The sequence below is a fragment of the Fulvimarina pelagi HTCC2506 genome (assembly GCF_000153705.1).
Taxonomy (GTDB): Bacteria; Pseudomonadota; Alphaproteobacteria; order Rhizobiales; family Rhizobiaceae; genus Fulvimarina; species Fulvimarina pelagi.
This window is the reverse complement of sequence record NZ_DS022272.1, coordinates 3,087,242-3,106,600: the sequence shown is the minus strand read 5'-3', so window position 1 is coordinate 3,106,600 and position 19,359 is coordinate 3,087,242. Positions and strand designations below refer to the sequence as shown.

General features: G+C 61.8%; 15 protein-coding genes. 10 read left to right on the top strand and 5 right to left on the bottom strand.

Annotated features, from left to right (window positions below; all coding sequences use genetic code 11):
- Positions 1-4: 4 nt before the first annotated feature.
- The 5 genes from FP2506_RS14515 (at position 5) to FP2506_RS14495 (ending at position 8,156) form a co-directional block, all read left to right on the top strand.
- Positions 5-2,479: a glycogen/starch/alpha-glucan phosphorylase gene (locus FP2506_RS14515; protein ID WP_007068294.1), complete on the top strand. Its 2,475-nt coding sequence runs from the start codon at positions 5-7 to the stop codon at positions 2,477-2,479.
- A 605-nt stretch (positions 2,480-3,084) separates the two neighbouring features.
- Entirely contained in the window at positions 3,085-4,362 is a 1,278-nt protein-coding gene (gene glgC, locus FP2506_RS14510; protein WP_040489166.1) for a glucose-1-phosphate adenylyltransferase, read from the top strand.
- A 95-nt stretch (positions 4,363-4,457) separates the two neighbouring features.
- Positions 4,458-5,915: a glycogen synthase GlgA gene (gene glgA, locus FP2506_RS14505; protein ID WP_007068292.1), complete on the top strand. Its 1,458-nt coding sequence runs from the start codon at positions 4,458-4,460 to the stop codon at positions 5,913-5,915.
- Entirely contained in the window at positions 5,912-7,540 is a 1,629-nt protein-coding gene (locus FP2506_RS14500; protein WP_007068291.1) for an alpha-D-glucose phosphate-specific phosphoglucomutase, read from the top strand. Before glgA ends, FP2506_RS14500 begins: the two co-directional genes overlap by 4 nt.
- Positions 7,541-7,565: 25 nt before the next feature.
- The gene (locus tag FP2506_RS14495) at positions 7,566-8,156 is read left to right on the top strand and encodes a DUF2585 domain-containing protein (protein WP_007068290.1); all 591 of its coding nucleotides are present in this window, start codon (positions 7,566-7,568) and stop codon (positions 8,154-8,156) included.
- Positions 8,157-8,240: 84 nt separating this feature from the next.
- Here FP2506_RS14495 and FP2506_RS14490 read toward each other — a convergent pair whose 3' ends face one another.
- Positions 8,241-8,582 carry an SH3 domain-containing protein gene (locus FP2506_RS14490; RefSeq protein WP_007068289.1) on the bottom strand — a complete coding sequence of 114 codons (342 nt, stop codon included), beginning with the start codon at positions 8,580-8,582 and terminating at the stop codon, positions 8,241-8,243.
- A 239-nt stretch (positions 8,583-8,821) separates the two neighbouring features.
- On the opposite strand from FP2506_RS14490, the gene glgX reads away from it, so the two are divergent.
- A complete protein-coding gene (gene glgX / locus FP2506_RS14485; protein WP_007068288.1) occupies positions 8,822-10,876 on the top strand; it encodes a glycogen debranching protein GlgX in 2,055 nt (684 codons plus the stop codon).
- 108 nt (positions 10,877-10,984) lie between these two features.
- Positions 10,985-11,434, top strand: coding sequence for an MgtC/SapB family protein (locus FP2506_RS14480; protein WP_007068287.1), 450 nt, complete (start codon positions 10,985-10,987; stop codon positions 11,432-11,434).
- Here the strand turns inward: FP2506_RS14480 and FP2506_RS14475 are convergent.
- From FP2506_RS14475 to FP2506_RS14465, 3 genes are all read right to left on the bottom strand, one after another.
- Entirely contained in the window at positions 11,403-12,401 is a 999-nt protein-coding gene (locus FP2506_RS14475; RefSeq protein WP_007068286.1) for a COG3904 family protein, read from the bottom strand. The two genes, FP2506_RS14480 and FP2506_RS14475, sit on opposite strands and share 32 nt — an antisense overlap.
- Before the next feature lie 22 nt (positions 12,402-12,423).
- Positions 12,424-13,779 carry a hypothetical protein gene (locus FP2506_RS14470; RefSeq protein ID WP_007068285.1) on the bottom strand — a complete coding sequence of 452 codons (1,356 nt, stop codon included), beginning with the start codon at positions 13,777-13,779 and terminating at the stop codon, positions 12,424-12,426.
- Positions 13,780-14,436: 657 nt separating this feature from the next.
- Entirely contained in the window at positions 14,437-15,510 is a 1,074-nt protein-coding gene (locus FP2506_RS14465) for a ribonuclease T2 family protein (RefSeq protein WP_050765084.1), read from the bottom strand.
- Positions 15,511-15,745: 235 nt separating this feature from the next.
- Between FP2506_RS14465 and FP2506_RS18995 the strand changes: the two genes are divergently transcribed.
- Positions 15,746-15,949: a hypothetical protein gene (locus tag FP2506_RS18995; RefSeq protein WP_187289090.1), complete on the top strand. Its 204-nt coding sequence runs from the start codon at positions 15,746-15,748 to the stop codon at positions 15,947-15,949.
- 92 nt (positions 15,950-16,041) lie between these two features.
- Here FP2506_RS18995 and FP2506_RS14455 read toward each other — a convergent pair whose 3' ends face one another.
- Positions 16,042-16,839: an SDR family NAD(P)-dependent oxidoreductase gene (locus FP2506_RS14455; RefSeq protein WP_007068282.1), complete on the bottom strand. Its 798-nt coding sequence runs from the start codon at positions 16,837-16,839 to the stop codon at positions 16,042-16,044.
- A 103-nt stretch (positions 16,840-16,942) separates the two neighbouring features.
- On the opposite strand from FP2506_RS14455, the gene FP2506_RS14450 reads away from it, so the two are divergent.
- Entirely contained in the window at positions 16,943-17,692 is a 750-nt protein-coding gene (locus tag FP2506_RS14450; RefSeq protein WP_040489164.1) for a 16S rRNA (uracil(1498)-N(3))-methyltransferase, read from the top strand.
- A gap of 127 nt (positions 17,693-17,819) precedes the next feature.
- Complete coding sequence (locus FP2506_RS14445; RefSeq protein ID WP_007068280.1) at positions 17,820-19,193, top strand: glutamate--cysteine ligase; 1,374 nt, start codon at positions 17,820-17,822, stop codon at positions 19,191-19,193.
- Positions 19,194-19,359 lie beyond the last annotated feature (166 nt).

Below are 19,359 nucleotides of genomic sequence, written 5' to 3'. Positions count from 1 at the left end.
CTCAATGTCAGCGACGAAAGAAATCGACGCCCCAGTCCACGAGCCGCGCTCCAATGATACCGAGGAGCTTGCCCGGCAGATCCTCGAAAAGATGACCTATTCGATCGGCAAGCATCCCGATCAGGCGCGCAAATACGACTGGCTGCGCGCGACCACCCTCGTCGTGCGCGACCGGATCATCGACCGCTGGTTCGCCTCGGGCAACCGGATCGAGGAGACCGGCGGCAAGGAAGTCTGCTATCTTTCGATGGAGTTTCTCATCGGGCGTCTCCTGCGCGATGCGATCAACAATCTCCAGCTGACTCAGCCGATCACCGAGGCGCTGGCCAAATACGGCGTTGAGCTCGACATGGTCGAACTCCTCGAACCCGACGCCGCGCTCGGCAATGGTGGTCTCGGCCGCCTCGCCGCCTGCTTTATGGAATCCATGGCCTCGACCGGCGTGCCCGGCTACGGCTACGGCATCCGCTATGTCCACGGCTTCTTCCGGCAGGAGATTTCCGAAGGCGCGCAGGTCGAACTCCCCGAAACCTGGCTCGTCCATGGCAATCCATGGGAATTCGAGCGGCGCGACGCTTCCTACGAGATCGGCTTCGGCGGCACGGTCAACACCATCCATGAGACCGGCAGGCCGCCCAGGCAGGTCTGGCGTCCTGGAGAACGCGTGATGGCCGTTGCCTTCGACACGCCGATGGTCGGCTGGCGCGGCGAGCAGATCAACACGCTTCGTCTGTGGAGCGCTCAGGCGGTCGACCCCATCCTGCTCGACGCCTTCAACCAGGGCGATCATATCGGAGCCCTCGTGGAGTCGAACAAGGCCGAAGCGATCACGCGCGTTCTCTACCCGGCCGACTCCCATCAGGCCGGCCAGGAACTGCGGCTCCGGCAGGAATACTTCTTCTCCTCGGCATCGCTGCAGGACATGATCAAGCGGCATGTCAGGCGCCATGGAACCGTCGAGACCCTGGCCGACAAGGTCGCCGTACAGCTGAACGACACCCACCCGGCAGTCTCCATCGCCGAGTTGATGCGCCTTCTCGTCGACATCCACGGCGTGCCGTGGGCAAGGGCCTGGGAGATCACCCGCGCCACCTGCGGCTACACCAACCACACGCTGCTGCCCGAGGCGCTGGAGCATTGGCCGATCCATCTCTTCGAACGCCTGCTGCCGCGCCAAATGCAGATCATCTACACGATCAACGCCGAAGTGATACGCCATGCAGCGCAGGAAAAGGGCTTCGAGGGGTTCGAAATTTCCGCGATCTCTCTGATCGATGAGGGCAATGGCCGGCGCGTGCGTATGGGCCAACTCGCGTTCGTAGGCTCCCACGCCGTCAACGGCGTTTCGGCGCTCCACACCGACCTGATGAAGGAGACGGTGTTCCATAGCCTTCACAAGCTGTATCCGGACCGGATCCAGAACAAGACCAACGGGGTCGCGCCCCGGCGCTGGCTGATGGAGTGTAACCCGGAGCTCACCGAACTCATCACCGATGCGATCGGGCCGGGTTTCCTCGACGACATCGACAAGATTCGCGCTATCGACAAGCTCGCGAACGATGCCGCATTCGTCGAGAAGTTCGGCGCGGTCAAGCGAACGAAGAAAGCGCAGCTCGCGCACCTCATCTCCGAGCGCATGGCGCTGCAGGTCGATCCCGACGCGATCTTCGACATCCAGGTGAAGCGCATCCACGAATACAAGCGCCAGCTCCTCAACATCATCGAGGCGGTGGCGCTCTACGACCAGATCCGCTCTCACCCAGAGCGCAACTGGACGCCGCGCGTCAAAATCTTCGCCGGCAAGGCGGCGCCGAGCTATGCCCAAGCGAAGGAGATCATCCATCTTGCCAACGACGTCGCCCGGCTGATCAATTCCGATCCGGTGGTGCGCGACCTCCTGAAGGTCGTCTTCATCCCGAACTACAACGTCTCGCTCGCCGAGATCATCATGCCGGCGGCGGACCTGTCGGAGCAGATCTCGACTGCCGGTCTCGAAGCGTCCGGCACGGGCAACATGAAGTTCGCCCTCAACGGCGCACTCACCATCGGCACGCTCGACGGCGCGAACGTCGAGATGAAGGATCATATCGGCGACGACAACATCTTCATCTTCGGCCTGACAGCACCGGAAGTCGCCGAGCGTCGGGCACAGACCCATTCAGGCCGCTCGATCATCGAGGAGACGCCGATCCTGCGCGAGGCGCTGCACGCGATCTCGTCCGGCCTCTTCTCGCCGGAGGAGCCAGCGCGCTATCACGGCCTCATTTCCAACCTCTACAACAATGACTGGTGGATGATCTGCGCCGATTTCCAGGCCTATTGGGACATGCAGCGCCATCTTGACGATCTCTACCGCCGGCCGAAAGAGTGGCAGGCGAAGGCGGTTCACAACACGGCCCGGATGAGCTGGTTCTCCTCCGATCGCTCGATCCGCGAATATGCCAAGGATATTTGGCAGGCGGGACCGGGAGCTGTCTGACGTGCGCAATTCTGGCACCGTCCGAACGGCGACGCGCCGGTAATATCTTTGCTGACTTAGGCGGCGTATCCGGCGAGCGTCGCAACGAAGGAACAATTAAGGGCTGCTGACTTTCAAGAGTCGATACCAACGACAGATTTCGACTGAATTGGGATCGACGCTCTTATCGATATGGTCTCGATAGACGACCATCGTCATAACTGAAGAAGAACGTCACCTTTAGCGGTGAAAGACTTCGAACCCGACGCAATCCGCGACATGGTTACCGCTTTTGCTGCGCTCACCAATGACCACGATCTTCCGGTCGCTTTAGCGCGGGTGACCCATCCGGAGCCCAGCGAAGCACTGCCTGGGTGCCTGCGCTCGAGAATGTGTCGTTTAACTTTATCATTGCTGCCCCTCCAATCGACTTCTGTTGACAGTCGAGGCGCGGAGTAACCCGTTTCGAAGCCGCGTCCTATCGCTCGCGGTCGTTTTCGCGCTACCATCATCAAAAACCGGGCGGATATCGCCGTGAGGGCTATCAAAGCCCGTTCCGGTGGGATTGGGCGGAACACGGGGCGACCCTCCGGGTCTATCCGCTGAAAAAGGGAGGAGACCATTCCATGACGGATCAGAGGCGACCCGCTCCGCTCTCGCGCGATACCATGGCCTATGTCCTGGCCGGCGGACGAGGCTCCCGGCTGAAGGAACTGACTGACACACGTGCCAAGCCCGCAGTCTATTTCGGCGGCAAGACACGCATCATCGATTTCGCGTTATCGAACGCCATCAATTCGGGCATCCGCCGCATCGGCGTCGCGACCCAGTATAAGGCACACAGCCTGATCCGGCATCTGCAGAATGGCTGGAACTTCTTTCGGCCGGGCCGGAACGAGAGCTTCGACATCCTGCCCGCGTCCCAGCGCGTCTCGGAGGACCAATGGTATGCCGGCACCGCTGACGCAGTCTATCAGAACATAGAGATCATCGAGGACCACGCGCCGAAACACATGGTCATTCTCGCCGGCGATCACATCTACAAGATGGACTACGAAATCATGCTCCAGAGCCATGTGGACTCTGGCGCCGATGTGACGGTCGGCTGCCTGGAGGTGCCGCGCATGGAGGCGACCGGCTTCGGCGTGATGCATGTGGACGAGAGCTTCAAGATCACCGACTTCGTGGAAAAACCGAAAGACCCGCCTGCCATGCCGGGCCGGCCTGATACCGCGCTCGCTTCCATGGGTATCTATGTCTTCGAGACGAAGTTCCTGATTGATGCCTTGCGCGAGGACGCTAAAGACCCGAGTTCATCGCGCGATTTCGGCAAGGACATTGTCCCGAAGATCGTGAAGAACGGCGGCGCCTACGCCCATCGCTTCAACCGCTCGGTGATCCGCTCTGACAACGAGCCGACCCATGAAGCCTATTGGCGCGACGTCGGGACGATCGACGCCTACTGGCAGGCCAATATCGACCTGACAGATGTCGTCCCGCCGCTCGACATCTACGACCGGAACTGGCCGATCTGGACCTATGCGGAGATCGTGCCGCCGGCAAAGTTCGTTCATGATGTCGACGGCCGACGCGGCGTCGCCACGTCCTCGCTGGTCTCGGGCGACTGCATCATTTCCGGCGGCTCGCTCAACCGTTCCCTCCTCTTCACGGGCGTGCGCCAGCGTTCCTATTCGCAGCTCGACCACGCGGTTGTTCTGCCTAAATGCCGGATCGGTCGTCACGCGCGAATCAAGAACGCGATCCTCGATCGCGGCGTCGAGATCCCGGACGGTCTCGTCATCGGCGAGGATCCGCTGCTCGACGCCAAGCGCTTCCGGCGGACCGATCAGGGCATTTGCCTCGTCACCAGGCCGATGATCGATAAACTTAGACTTGAACAGTAGACGCTTGGTTGGAACAAAGGCGTGCCGGCGCATCGGAGGGGTGAGCCGGGGCTCTCTCTCTCCGCCGCCACCCGGCCGGACAAACCCGAAAGCCAATGGCCATGAGCCTACAAGTCCTGTCGGTGGCCTCCGAGGTCTATCCGATCGTCAAGACAGGCGGACTCGCCGACGTGGCGGGCGCCCTACCCGGAGCGCTGAAATCGGCAGACGTCTCGATGAAGACGCTCATGCCAGGCTATCCGGGCGTCATGAAGACTGTCGGCGAGGGCGAGATCGTCTGCAGCTTTCGCGATCTTCTGGGGGTCGAGGCGGACGTACGCGCGGTCGAGGTCGATGGTCTGGAACTGCTCGTCCTTTGTGCGCCTTCGCTGTACGACCGCGACGGAGGTCCTTATCTCACGTCATACGGCTACGACTACGCCGACAACTGGCTGCGCTTCGCCGCCCTTTCGCTCGCCGGCGCGAAGATCGCGCAAGGGGCAATCAAGGGCTACAGGCCGGACATACTCCATGCCCATGATTGGCAGGCGGCGCTCGCGCCGGTCTATCTCGCCTTCTCGCGCAAGAAAACGGTCCGCACCGTTTTGACCATTCATAACCTCGCTTTTCAGGGCAATTTTCCACCGACGATCTTCGAAAAACTCGGCCTGCCGGCGAAAGCCTTCTCGATCGATGGCGTCGAGTTCTTTGGGAATGTGGGCTTCTTGAAGGGCGGAATCTTCGCAAGCGACCGCGTAACGACGGTCAGCCCGACTTACGCCCGCGAGATCCTGACTGAAGAGGGTGGGATGGGGCTCGGCGGCCTGTTGCGCCAGCGGGGCGATGCCGTCTGCGGCATCGTCAACGGCATCGATACGAAAGCGTGGGATCCCGAGCACGACGCCATGCTGGCGAGGACTTACGACCGTTCGACCATTGACCGACGTGCAACCAATCGCGACGCATTGCTGAAGGAGATGGGCCTTGCACCGACCGACGACCCGATGATCGCGATCGTCAGTCGTCTTACGTGGCAGAAGGGCCTCGATGTCGTTGCCGAAGTCGCCGAGGCGATCGTCGAGAAGGGCGCGAGCCTTGTTGTCGTCGGCACGGGCGATGCCCAGATCGAGGGCGCCTTCCAGAAGCTTTCGGTGGACCACCGCAAGAAAATCGGGGTCCGCATCGCTTACGACGAGGGCCTCTCCCACCGTGTGCAGGCCGGCGCTGACGCGATCCTCATCCCCTCGCGTTTCGAGCCCTGCGGCCTGACCCAGCTCTATGGCCTGAGATACGGCTGCATCCCGATGGTTTCGCGGGTCGGCGGCCTCGCCGATACGGTGATCGACGCCAATTATGCCGCACGTCATGCAGGCTGCGCCAACGGGGTGATCTTCGAGGATGCGGAGCCTGACTCCATCCTGACAGCCGTCGACCGGCTGATCGAGATCTATCGGAACCCGAAGGAATGGCGGAGGATGCAGGAGGCGGCGATGGCGAACGACGTGTCGTGGACGACGAGTGCGAAGCTCTATGCCGATCTCTACCGTGATGTGATGAAGGATGAGGGCCGATGATCGAGAGGATCGCCACAAAACCCTATGACGACCAGAAGCCGGGCACGTCGGGCCTCCGCAAGAAGGTCCCGCATTTCAAGCAGGAAAATTACGTCCAGAACTTCCTGCAGGCGATCTTCGACACCGTCGGCAAGGGCGAGCGCGAAACGCTGGTGATCGGCGGCGACGGTCGTTTCTTCAACCGGGACGTCGTGGCGATCGCGATCCGCATGGCGGCGGCGAACGGCTACGGGCGGGTGATCGTCGGCCAGGGCGGAATCCTGTCGACACCGGCGGCTTCGAATCTCATTCGCAAGCGCGGAGCGGCCGGCGGCATCGTTCTGTCGGCGAGCCACAATCCGGGTGGGCCGAAGGGTGATTTCGGGATCAAGTACAATATCGAGAACGGCGGTCCCGCCCCCGAGCGCATCACCTCGGCGATCTACAAGAAGACCAAGGCGATCGGGGAGTATCGCATCTATTCCGCGCCGGCCCCGGAGTTTCTGACGGTCGGCGAACGCTCCCTCGGCGACATGACGGTCGAGGTGATCGATCCCGTCGCCGACTATGCCGACCTGATGGAAGAGCTGTTCGACTTCGGCAAGATCCGCGACCTGATCGCTTCGGGCTTCAAGGTCCGGTTCGACGCCATGCACGCGGTCACGGGCCCTTACGCGACCGAAATTCTGGAGAACCGCCTCGGCGCGGCGGAGGGCAGCGTCGTCAACGGCGAGCCGAAGGAGGATTTCGGCGGTGGGCATCCGGACCCGAACGCGGTCTATGCCGCCGATCTCATCGAAGAACTGATGCGGGACGACGGTCCGGATTTCGGCGCCGCATCCGACGGGGACGGAGACCGCAATCTCATCGTCGGGCGCGGCATCGTCGTGACGCCGTCGGACTCACTCGCAGTCCTCGCGGCCAATGCCCATCTCGCGCCGGCCTACAAGAAGGGCATCGCGGGAGTCGCGCGGTCGATGCCGACGAGCCAGGCGGTCGACCGGGTCGCGAAGAAACTCGGCATCGGTGCCTACGAGACCCCGACGGGCTGGAAGTATTTCGGCAATCTTCTTGACGCAGGCAAGGTGACGATCTGCGGCGAGGAATCAGCTGGCACCGGCTCGGACCACGTGCGCGAGAAGGACGGCGTCTGGGCCGTTCTCCTTTGGCTCAACATCCTCGCCGAGCGCCACGAGAGCGTAAAGGCGATCATCGAAAGCCACTGGTCGGAATTCGGCCGCACCTTCTACCAGCGCCACGATTTCGAGGAGATCGACACGGACAAGGCCGAGGGGCTGATGGAATCCCTCCGCGACCGTCTCGCCTCCATGGCCGGCCAACGCTTCGGCTCGCTCGTCGTCTCCGAAGCGGACGACTTCTCCTACAAGGATCCGGTCGACGGTTCGGTCGCAACCGGTCAGGGCGTCCGCATCGTCTTTTCCGGCGGTGCCCGCATCGTCTACCGCCTCTCTGGCACAGGCACCGCAGGCGCGACGCTCCGCGTCTATATCGAGCGCTACGAAAGCGATCCGGCCAAGCACACACAGGACCCCGGCGAGGCGCTGGCCGAGCTCATCTCGATCGCGGATTCGGTCGGTGAGATCAAGAAGCGAACGGGCCGCAGCGAGCCGGATGTGATCACCTGAGAGACGCTGCAGAACCGACCCTGACATGACGGGCTTGAGCGATGGGCGGCTCTTCGGCGTCGAACTGCGGTCATGGCTCGTGGTCTTCGCGATCCTCGCAGCCACCGCCGCCACGCTTCTCGTCATGGGTCGCGTACCCATCTGCGAATGCGGTTACGTCTCGCTCTGGTACGGGAACGCCTATGGGCCGGGCAATTCCCAGCACCTGTCGGACTGGTACACTCCTTCGCACGTCATCCACGGCTTCCTGTTCTACGCGCTCTTTCATTGGATCGCGCGGAAGCGGTCCCTCGGCTTTCGGCTCATCCTTTCGACGGTCCTCGAATGCACCTGGGAGGTTGCCGAGAACACGGAAACGGTCATCCAGCGCTACCGAGAGGCGACGATCTCGCTCGACTACTTCGGCGACAGCGTCCTCAACTCGATGTCCGATGCCGGCTTTATGATCGTCGGCTTCCTCCTCGCTGCGCGGCTGCCCGTCGCCGTGACAGTGTTTCTCGCCGTCAGTTTTGAGATCCTCACCGCCGTCGTGATCCGTGACAATCTCACGCTCAACGTCCTGATGCTGCTCTACCCGCTTGATGCGGTGCGTGAATGGCAGGCCGGAGCGTCATAGGACGACGACCACCCCTCGTGCTTGTACATCAGAAGCGCCCGGTATGCTGGCGTCGGGCGCTTCTCTTTCCCTCAAGTTCGCGCTTCAAAACATGCGCTGAATGTAGTTCGCGTTGACCCAGCCGCTCAATTCGCCGCGGTAGACCTTGCACCAGTCGGCAATGCCGGGCCGCGCGATGCAGCGCTCGACATAGATATTCTCGTCATAAGGTCCGAGATGGCCGACCTTGCGGGAATGAGCGGCCGGCCAGGCGCGAACATTGAGAACATCGGTGCTTGCAACGTTGACGACCCAGGCGTGGTAGCCTGCAGTATAACCCCTGGACTGCTGGACCGGTTCGACCGGCTGGCCGTAGTCGGAGGCCGAGGCGGGTGCCATGCCGAGAGTCGTGAGAGCGGCGAGGGTGAAGACTGCTTTGCGGATCATTGGTCTATTCCTTCTCTTGGTTGCAGCGGCTCGTTTCTTGCGCCGATGAGAGAAGGCTATTGGGTGCGAGGCCCGCGCTCAGTGACCAGCGTCACACCGCGAGCCTGAATGGTGTGCATTTTCTTGATTGCCCGACCTCCAGCCTGCGGCCAGGCAAGGCGATCTCCTAACCTTGGGACCGGGCGACTTCGCGCGATGGGGATTGGATTTCCTAAAACGGGCACGATAAATCCCGGTTCATGATTAAGATCACCGCAGAATACGGGTGTCCCGAGCGCCTCGGCGCGACACCGACTGGCGATGGGACTCATTTTGCCGTTGTCTCGGAAAACGCCGATGCGATCGAGCTCTCGTTGTTCGACGAATTCGGCACACGGGAAGTTGCGCGCCTGACGCTTCCGGGCGCCGAGGGCATCGTGCGCTACGGCTTCGTGCGAGGCCTTAATGCGGGCACTCGCTACGGGTTTCGCGCCCACGGGCCCTACGCCCCCCACGAAGGCCACCGCTTCGATCCCTCGAAGCTCTTGGTCGACCCGTATGCCGTCCAGCTTGATCGACCGTTCCAGTTCCATCCGGTTCTGAAGGCGCCGCCCGCTCATCGCTATGACACCGCACCGCTGATGCCGAAAGCGATCGTCACGGATCTTTTCCGCGACGGCGAGCCGATGGCCTTCAGGGCGCCTGGTTTTACCTACGAAATTCTAGTCCGCGCCTTCTCGCAACTCCATCCGGAGATTCCGGATCAGTTTCGCGGTACCGTCTCTGCACTCGCCGAAAAGCCGTTGCTGGACCACCTGGAGCGGATTGGCATCGAAACAGTCGAACTGATGCCCCTCGCAGCCTGGATCGATGAAGAGCACCTCGTCCGGCTCGGCCTCACCAATGCGTGGGGTTACAACCCGATCACCCATATGGCGCTTGACCCGCGCATCGTTCCGGGCGGATTTCCGGAGCTTCGCCGAGTCGTCGACGCGCTACACCGGCGAGGCATCCGCGTCATTCTCGACGTTGTCCTCAACCATTCCGGCGAAGGCGACGAGAACGGACCGACGCTTTCCTATCGCGGGCTCGACAACAAGCTGTATTACGCCCACGAAACCGACGACCCGGGGAAGCTCGTCAATCATACGGGCTGCGGCAACATGTTCGCCGTCTGGCGCGATCCGGTGATGAAGCTCAGCATCGACACGCTTCGCACCTTCGTTGAGGCTGCCGGCATCGACGGCTTTCGCTACGATCTCGCGCCCGTCCTCGGCCGCTTGCCGACCGGATTCGACGTCAACGCGCCCTTCCTCCAGGAGGTCGCCATCGATCCGGTGCTGAAGGACCGCATTCACGTGGCGGAAAGCTGGGATATTGGCCCCGGCGGCTACCAGGTGGGGCAATTTCCATCGCACTGGTTCGAGTGGCAGGACAGGTTCCGCGACGGCGTCCGCCGGTTCTGGCGGGGCGATGCCGGCGCGGTCGCCGATCTTGCGACGCGGCTTGCCGGTTCGGCCGATATTTTCAACCAGTTCGGCCGCAGGCCGTCGTCCAGCGTCAACTTCGTCGCCGCCCATGACGGCTACGCTCTCGCCGATCTCACCGCCTACAAGCTCAAGCACAACCAGGCAAACGGCGAACACAATCGCGACGGGCATGGCGATAATTTCTCCTGGAACAGCGGCGTCGAGGGCGAGACCGAGGACGAAGCGATCCTTTCTGCACGCAGGCGCGATCTGCGCGCGTTGCTGACGACACTCTTCGTGTCCCGTGGCACACCGATGATCGTCGCCGGTGACGAGTTCGGCCGGACCCAACGGGGCAACAACAATGCCTATTGCCAAGACAACGAGATCACCTGGCTCGACTGGTCGAAGGCCGACAAGAACCTGATCGCACTTACTGGCCAGCTCGCACAGCTGCGCCGCGAGCACCCGGCACTTTGCGTCGATTCATTCCTCACCGGCGAGAACGCCGGCGGACAGATGGAGGACGTCATCTGGCTGCGCGAGGACGGTCAGCGCATGTACGACCAGGACTGGAGCGATCCGTCCCGCCGGTTCCTCGGCATGAGCGTCTACGAACCCAAGGCGGCGGACGGTCACGAGAGCGAGCGGGCGATTGTCTATCTCAACGCCTCCACGGATGATGTCGAAACAACCCTTCCCTCGCCGCGTCCAGGCCATCTGTTGAGGCTTGCTCTCCAGTCGGACTGGCCGGATCTGGAGCCGCGCATACTGAAAGCCGGCGAAGGTCTCGTGGTGAAGGCGCGTTCGGTCTTCGTGCTGGTCGAAGAGGTTGCGGCCCCTTAAGTGTCCTGACCGTCACCAAGCAGAAAAGCGTACGTCGCCCGACCGGAACGCGATGCGGGCTCGTCGCTTATCCGTCAACGGGACGAACGCAGCGGCAAGGCGGCGATAATGGATATGATCGAGGGCCTTATTCCCGACTGGACCTTCATCGAACGATCGGGACAGATGCTGGTCGCCGCGCTTTTTGCCGGCGCCGTCGGTTTCGAACGGGAGCGCCGCGACCGGGAAGCCGGTCTGCGTACCCACATGATGGTGGGCATCGGAGCCTGCCTTTTCACGATCCTCATGATTTCGCTGGTCGACCGCTTCGACGACCTTGGGGAGGGTGTCCGCTCCGATCCGATCCGTATCGTCGAGGCCATCACGTCGGCGATCGCCTTTCTCGCCGCGGGCGCAATCATTCAGGCACGGGGTCAGGTGAAGGGGTTGACGACGGGCGCCTCACTTTGGATCGTCGGGGCGCTCGGCCTCGCCTGCGGGCTCGGCGAATACGGCCTCGCACTCATCGCGGTCATCCTCACGCTCATCATCCTTCGCCTGTTGAAGAAGGTGGAGTGACCGCGGTCTCATGCGCCGGATTTCCGTCCGGGACTGCGGTCTCCTCGTCTTCGGTCGAGGCAATCTGGTCGCCCTCGAGGACGAAATCAGCCGGCCTGCGCGGGCCGACGAATTCCGGCCCGTCCGGGAATGGCCGGACATAGCGCGAAGTGATCAATTCCTCTTCCGTCAGCACGTAGAGGTCCGCCGGCGGCGTCTCCATCGCGTTGATCCAGATCGCCGGATCGACTCCCATATCGGCGAGAAGCTGCTGGGCGCGCGCGATCGTCTGCTGAATGTCCGAGATCGAGCGGTCGAGGTCACGAGCGTTCGGCATGCCTGGGATTTCGGCAGCATAGACCTGATGGAGACCTACCCACGAGGATGCTCCTGCAAGGCGCGTCAGGCCGCCCGCGAAGACGAGCGGACAGGCCGAGGCGCAATATCCGTCGGCGGGCACTTCTGTCGAGATGCCGTCCGCCCGGAGATCACGTGCCATCTGCAGGGCGTCCTCTACCGATCCGCCGGGCGAATGGAGGAAGAGGCGGCGAACCTCGCCCCCGACCCGGTCCCTTTCGGCAAGGAATTCGCGCAAGTCGCTGGCCGTGCCGATCTCGATCCGCCCGACGCCGGAGACGATGCCCTCACCGGCATCGAAGAACGTCATCGGTCGCGTCATGGCCTCGGAATCAACCGGGCCGTCATAGCCCGGCAGAACCGGCTGGCCGCGATCGGGGCCAACTGGGATGGTCTTCGGAAGATAGGGTCGCACCTGATCGCCCGGCTCGGGCCGTCTGACCGGCATTGGCTCGGTGCGCTCGATGCGGGCATTATCGAGTTCGGCCTCGGAAAATTCCTGCCAGTCTAGATAGACGATGCCGCAGCTGACGGCGAGCAGCGTTACGAAGACCGATCTGAGGACCGCGCCCTCCGGGATCTTCTGAATAAGTCGTTCGAGCCGTCCGGGGCTGGATTCCTCGCCGATCATCGTTGCTTCTTCGCGCTTCCTTTCAGCGTGACGCGGTCTTCGGGAAAGGGGTCGGCCCGGCCGGGTCGTTACGCTGCACGATTTCGCGATTTTCGCCGGCGACTCTCGGCTCGGGCATGTCGGAACGCGGCTCGGAGGCTCGCTCGGGCTCGCGCGGCCGCTCTATCTCGGCGTCCTGCTGCCAGTCGTCTTCTGCCGTACGAATACGTTTCTGGATGCGGATCGCGCGCATCAGATCGGCGGCCGACATGTCTCCGGTCTCCATCTCCTCACCGTCCTCGCGCCGTATGACGTCCTGCACGATGCAGAGGATGAAAATGAGAACCGCCGGGAGGAGATCTATAGAGATCGCACCCGCCCAAGATGGGAGAAAATCGACGGCGTAGCGAATGACGGCCTCCGGCGCCGACAGCGGCGTGAACCGGAATGGCTCGACGTCCGGCCGCGCGAGGATCTCCTCGGACGCCGCGACGAGCAGTGCGCTTTGGGCTCTGACAGCGTCCTCGACCCGGCTCACCACCTGGCTCTGGCGGGCGCGCAGACCTTCGTCGCCCCCATCAGCAACCGGCGCGATGAAGGAGCGGCCAAGATCTTCGGCGGCGCGCTTGACCGCCGGTGCGACGGAATTCTGTTGGAGGCCGGTGATGATCCCGGAAAGCTGGACCGCCTCCTCGGCGAAGGCGTTCGCACGATCGGCGACCGGCCCCTGGCTCGACACCAGCTGGCGCATGGCCGCGAGCCGCGCCCCGCCCTCGTCGAATATCGTCGCGACCTGGGTGCGGCTCGCCTGGATCTCGCTCTGGAGGCCGGTGAGCTGGTTCGACATTTGCCGGAGGAGCTGGACGACGGTGCCCGAGCCGGAGGTGCCCGTAAGCGAGCCGGAGCGAGCTTCCTGCCCGGCGAGCGTATCAAAACGTTGGGCCGCAAGCTGGATATCGGGAAGCAGGGATTGCGCCGCGAGGGCGTTCTCGTGCGCCTCGTTGAGCTTTAGCTGATATTCCTCGGTGGTCACCGAAAGATGCTGTTCCAAGGCTGCCGAGCCCGCCAGTGCGGACGCGTTGAGCCAGGACGACATGGCAATGATCATCATGGAGCCGATCGCCATGGCGAGATAGAGCATGCGCCGGCTGCCGGGCTGGCGCACATGCGGCATGAACCGCATGAGATAGGACCAGAAGGCATAGATCGCGACGGAGACTGCCGAGGAATAGACGATGGCGCCGAGAAAGACCGCCGTCGCGCTGCCGTCGAGCAATTCGCGCACACCGAGATAGGTGTAGACGCCGGAGGCAAGAGCCAGAACGGCCAGCGTGATCTTGGTGGTTGTGTCGAGGCGCGTCTGCTGCCCGCGAAGTGTGTAGGACTGCGATACGCTCATACGCTGGCAACATCCTTGTACCGACCACCGCAGGAAGCGATGTCTGGACCACTTGCGGCGCGCCCTGATATCGCGCGCGCTACAACTTTCTTCGACTCCGTCTGTCCTCTCTTGCCGAGAGACATCGGGATCCCGACAAGCCGTAACCGAAGATTAAGACCTTCGCATGGACTGAAACAACGCGCGATGCCTTATCGCGCATGGTTCCGACAATTAGGGTTAGCAAGTATCGATCCGTCGACGAGCAGCTGCAATTTTAAAGAATCAGAGTATCAGTTTGCACATTGATGCCGTGCGCGACGCCCGCACGATAGAAAAGCCCTATCATCGCATTGAGCTATGCAAAAGACGCATGGCTGCTTTTCAAGATTGAGGATGGCGCTGCAGTGCAGCAATGTCTAGTTTCCGTTCAGTCGGGACGAAACGATTACCTCCTCCCAATCCGATCGGACCGACTGTTTCCTCCCAAGGGTTCAGCGAACCCTACTTTTTCAGGCCGGGTCTTGTACCCGGCTTTTTTTCGTGCCGTCGCTTGGCCGGCATTTTTTGAAACAGCCGTCGGTCAGTGAGCGTCGTCCATATAGCTTCCGATGCGGATTGTCACGTTAAATTTGCAGCTTGAAACAATTCTCACCAAACCAGTGATGCCGGCCCTACCTACTGACTGCCGCTGCGATCGACGATGCCTGAACGGCAGCCCGGTGGCGATGTCGAGGCGTTCAAGATGAGGTCGCCAAGATCGCTTTCGGGCGTAATTTCGCCCTCCAGATTAACCTGTAGTTCGTTGATGATGCTGCGTCCGTCATCATCGTTACAATCAACCAGCACGCGCTTGCCGGCGCCTCGTCCGAACGCATCGTCGAATACGGCGCGGACCTCTTCACTGGTCAACTCGCGCCCGCGATTGCTGCGGAAGAGCTTGCCGACCGGCGAGGCGTTGAGCTTCTCGACGAGGGCGAGCGAATCCGTAAAATACTCTTCCGCATCCGCCTCGTAGCAGGTGCCGTGCTTGATCCATTCATGCTTATGAAGGTCAGCGACCATGCCCGGCATCGCTTTGGCGAGCGCCTGCTCCGTCGCCATCGTGATCTGGGGTTCAGGAAGATCGCGCCACTGGCCCCGCTGATCAGCGGCGATGTCGCGTCGTGAAACGTCGCAATATTCATTGTTCCTTGGCTGCGGCCAGAGGCCGTGCAGCTTGAACCCGTCCTCCATGCCGCCGGAGCGGCAATCGCGGCTACGCGGGCGCAGTTCGCAGAAAGCAGGGTGCCAGTTGGCCGCAAGCACATAGGTGCCGGAAGGCGATTGCTGATCGGTGGCTTCGCTTGGTGCGGTAGCCGCCGCTTTGCCAGACGGACCACCAAGCGCTTCCGCGAGCGCATTTGCACCACGCGGATCACCATAGGGACTTTCGCTTAATTGAACCGAAGAGGCACTGGCCAGACTGCCGCATTCCATCGCGACCCATCGCTCCTGCGGTCGAGCTTCTGGCATGCGAATGCGGTAGTGGGTCGGATCGTTTCCGTTGACGTCGATTATCTCGTATTGAATGCCCTGCACCGTCGAGACCTCGCCTGGATTGGTGCCCTTGCGGATCGACTGGAAGGCGGGGCAGCTTTCGGAGGCGACGAAACTGTCGCCGGTCACTCCCTGCGCCGTTGCCTCTTTCGCGATCATTACCATGGCGCAGAAAGCGAAGGCTGCGGAGAGGACGATGCGGCGTGTCGGCAAGGTGAGACTCCGATAGCGGCTCGGACTTCTTTCGGCTCGCTTGAGCCTAAACGCGCGATATCGCGGGTTCAACGCCGGGATCACCGCGATCCGCACATATAACTGCGCGCCGCCAAGCCGGAACCGAACACAGCCTGCGGGATTTTTCGCAAAACGGTCATACACTTGCGCCTCGTTCGGCTGCCTTCGCCGACAGCGAGGGCGCAAGTGTTTCGAGCTCGAAAGGAGGTTTCCGATGCGAGCCAAAGATGACTCCGCATTCGACGACGCCATGAACCCGCCCCCGCGCGAGAGGAAATTCGGGAAGGCCGAAGATAAGCGCGCCGCCCGAAAGCGCGGTAAAGACTACAGTGAAAGCGAGATCGACGAGGCTCTCGATGAGACTTTCCCCGCTTCCGATCCGATCGCGCCAAGCCGGATCGACGGTCCGCGAAATTAGGAAGAGCCGATACAACACGGACAATCAAGAAGCGGCAACCGAGCCGGTGCCGCTTCTTTTTCTTCGATTAGTAGGGTCAGAAAATGCAGCCGTCAGTTCTGGACCGACTGAACCGCACCACCGTCGACTCGGAGGTTTGATCCATTGATGAAAGAGCCGCGCTCTGAAACCAGAAGCGCGATGGCCGCCGCGACCTCTTCGGGCCGGCCGCGCCGCTTCTGAACGATACCGGGGCGCTCTTCGTCGAGGAAGGATTCGACGGCCTTATCGAATGAAACGCCCATCTCCTTTGCCCGCTTCTCCATCATGCCGTCGGTCATCGCCGTCTCGATGAAGGCTGGTGCAACCGAATTGCAGAGAATGCCGTGCGCTGCCTCCTGATAAGAGAGGTTCTTCATGAATGCCGCGAGCGCTGCCTTCGCGGTGTTATAGGTCGCCTCGTCCCAGTAGGGCTGGACCGCGTTTTCAGAAGTGATCGTCACATAGCGGCCCCAGCCGTTCTCGCGCATCTTCGGGAAGGTGGCGCGCGCGATCTGGACGGCCGAGAGAAAGTCGATGTCCCAAGCCTCGCGGTAGTCCGCGTCCTTCATCTCAAGCGGATGGCCCTTGGCGCCGGTGATGCCGGCGGTATGGACGACGATGTCGATCGTGCCGAACTTCTGATAGGCCAGTTCGACCATGGCATCGATGCTGCCCTGGTCCGTACAGTCGGCCTTCAGACAGATCGTTTCGGTCGGGAGGCTCTTCGCTTCCTTCTCCAGGTCCTCGATCTGAAGATCCGAAAGCACAAGCTTTACGCCCTCATCGGCGAGGATCTTCGCCGTCTCGTAGCCGATGCCACCGGTCGCGCCGGTGATGAGCGCGACGCGGTCGCGAATTTTCAAGTCCATGATTGCCTTCGTCCTGTGCGATATCCGTCGATCAGATTGCGGTGACAACGGCGCCTGCCGGCTTAAGTTGCGCCGCAAGAGGCTCCGAACACTGCGTCAAATCATGCCCGACTACGATTTCAAAAGCCCACGTCTCTTCGTCGAGGAACGCATCACTGCCGATACGCCGATCGCGGCGACATCGCCTCAGGCGAACTACCTTCTCAATGTGCTGCGCAAGGACGAAGGCGACAGCGTCCTCCTGTTCAATGGGCAGGACGGCGAATGGCGCGCGGAGCTTCGGAAGGCTAGCAAGAAGAAGCTTGATCTCTTTCCGGTCGCAAAGGTTCGTGTGCAGCAGCCACCTTACGATCTCATCTATTGTTTCGCTCCGCTTAAGGTCGGTCGACTTGACTATATGGTCCAGAAGGCGGTCGAGATGGGCGCCGGGATCCTCCAGCCCGTTCTCACCCACCGCACGCAGAATCATCGCGTCCGAACCGATAAAATAAGAGCAAACGCGATCGAGGCGGCCGAGCAGTGCGGCATACTCGCTATCCCCGAATGCCGCGAACCGGTGAAGTTCGACGACTTGCTTAGCAATTGGTCTTCCTCCATTCCCCTCGTCTTCTGCGACGAAAAAATGGATGCGGCGAGCCCAATCGACGCCCTTCGGGAACTTGGTGACGGCCGCAAGGGCCTTATCATCGGTCCGGAGGGGGGTTTTTCGCAGGACGAACGTGTGAGCCTTCTCGGGGCCGAATTCACCACCGCGATCTCCCTAGGGCCACGCATCCTGCGCGCGGATACCGCAGCCGTCGCGGCACTGACGATGGTACAGGCAGTGTGCGGCGACTGGAAACCTGCCACGTGATTTCCTAGAGCTATGAACGGCGTGTCGCATCGAACAGCGTCTTGCCGCGCAGCCTGACGGGCGCAAGAACGGTACCGGGCAAAATCGGGAGAACACCGACGCCCGCCTCAGACTGGAGAGGACTCCCATGGCCCGCGACACGAGCAACGCGACGCCGATCGGCTCGATCGACGATCTGACTGCTTACCTCAAAAGTGGCGAAAAGCCTGCCAGCGACTTCCGAATCGGCACAGAGCACGAGAAGTTCGCTTTCTATCTCGACGACCTTTCGCCGGTTCCCTACGAGGGGGATCGGGGTATCGCCAAGATTCTCGAAGGCCTCAAGGCACTTTCGGGCTGGGAGGCGATCGAGGACGACGGCCGGATCATCGGCCTCTTCAACGACGAGGAAGGTGGCGCGATTTCGCTGGAACCGGGCGGCCAGTTCGAGCTGTCCGGCGCCCCGTTGAAGACGATTCACGAGACCTGCCGGGAATCGAACAAGCATCTCGCCGAGGTGCGCTCGATCGCCAAGGAACTCGGCATCGGCTTTCTCGGCATCGGTTCCTCGCCGACATGGACGCTCGACGAAACCCCAATCATGCCGAAATCGCGCTACGACATCATGCGCGCCTATATGCCGGAAGTCGGCACGCGCGGCCTCGACATGATGCTGCGCACGACGACGATCCAGGTCAATCTCGACTTTTCCGACGAAGCCGACATGCGTCGGAAGATGCAGATAGGGATGAAGCTCCAGCCGGTCGCCTCCGCCCTCTTCGCCAATTCGCCCTTTACGGAGGGCAAGCCTAACGGACTTGTCTCCTGGCGCTCGGAAGTCTGGCACGATGTCGACAACGATCGCTCCGGCCTCCTGCCCTTCGTTTTCGAGGACGGTTTTACCTATCGAGACTATGTCGAATGGGCGCTCGACGTGCCGATGTACTTCGTCTCACGCGGCGGCCACTATAACCGCGCGACCGATGTCACATTCCGCCAATTCCTCGACGGCGCGCTGAATGGACGGTTCGCCGACGCCGAGCCCAATATGGGCGACTGGACCAACCATCTCTCCACCCTATTCCCTGATGTGCGCCTGAAGCGGTTCATCGAAATGCGCGGGGCTGACGGCGGTCCATGGCGGCGCATCTGCGCACTCCCGGCCTTTTGGGTGGGCCTCCTTTACGCGCCGGGCGCACTCGACAAGGTCGAGGAGATGACGGCCGACTTCACCTTCGAAGAGATCTCCGAGCTTCGCCGACGGGTGCCGAAGGAGGGCTTCCGAACCCCGTTCCGCGACGGGACCGTGCTCGATGTCGCGCGCGAGTGCGTCCGCATCGCTCGGGAAGGCCTGATCGACAGGGCCAACAAGAATGACGAAGGCAATGACGAGAGCTTTTTCCTTGCTCCGCTCGAGGAAGTCGTCGCCCGCGGCACCACCTCGGCGGAAGAACTGGTCCGACTATACGAAGACCAATGGGAGCGGTCGATGCAGCAGGTCTTCAAGAACCTTGCCTACTGAGTTTTCGATCTGAGCAAAGGATCGAGGGCGGACAATGCTGGGTGCCCTGGATTTGAGGGCGTCGGGCGAGTCCATTCAACGTCGCTCGTCTGATGAAACCGCCTCAACGATCGCTCTGCCAGGATTATTGCTCGAAACGACCTTGCAGCTTCTTTGACAGAACCAA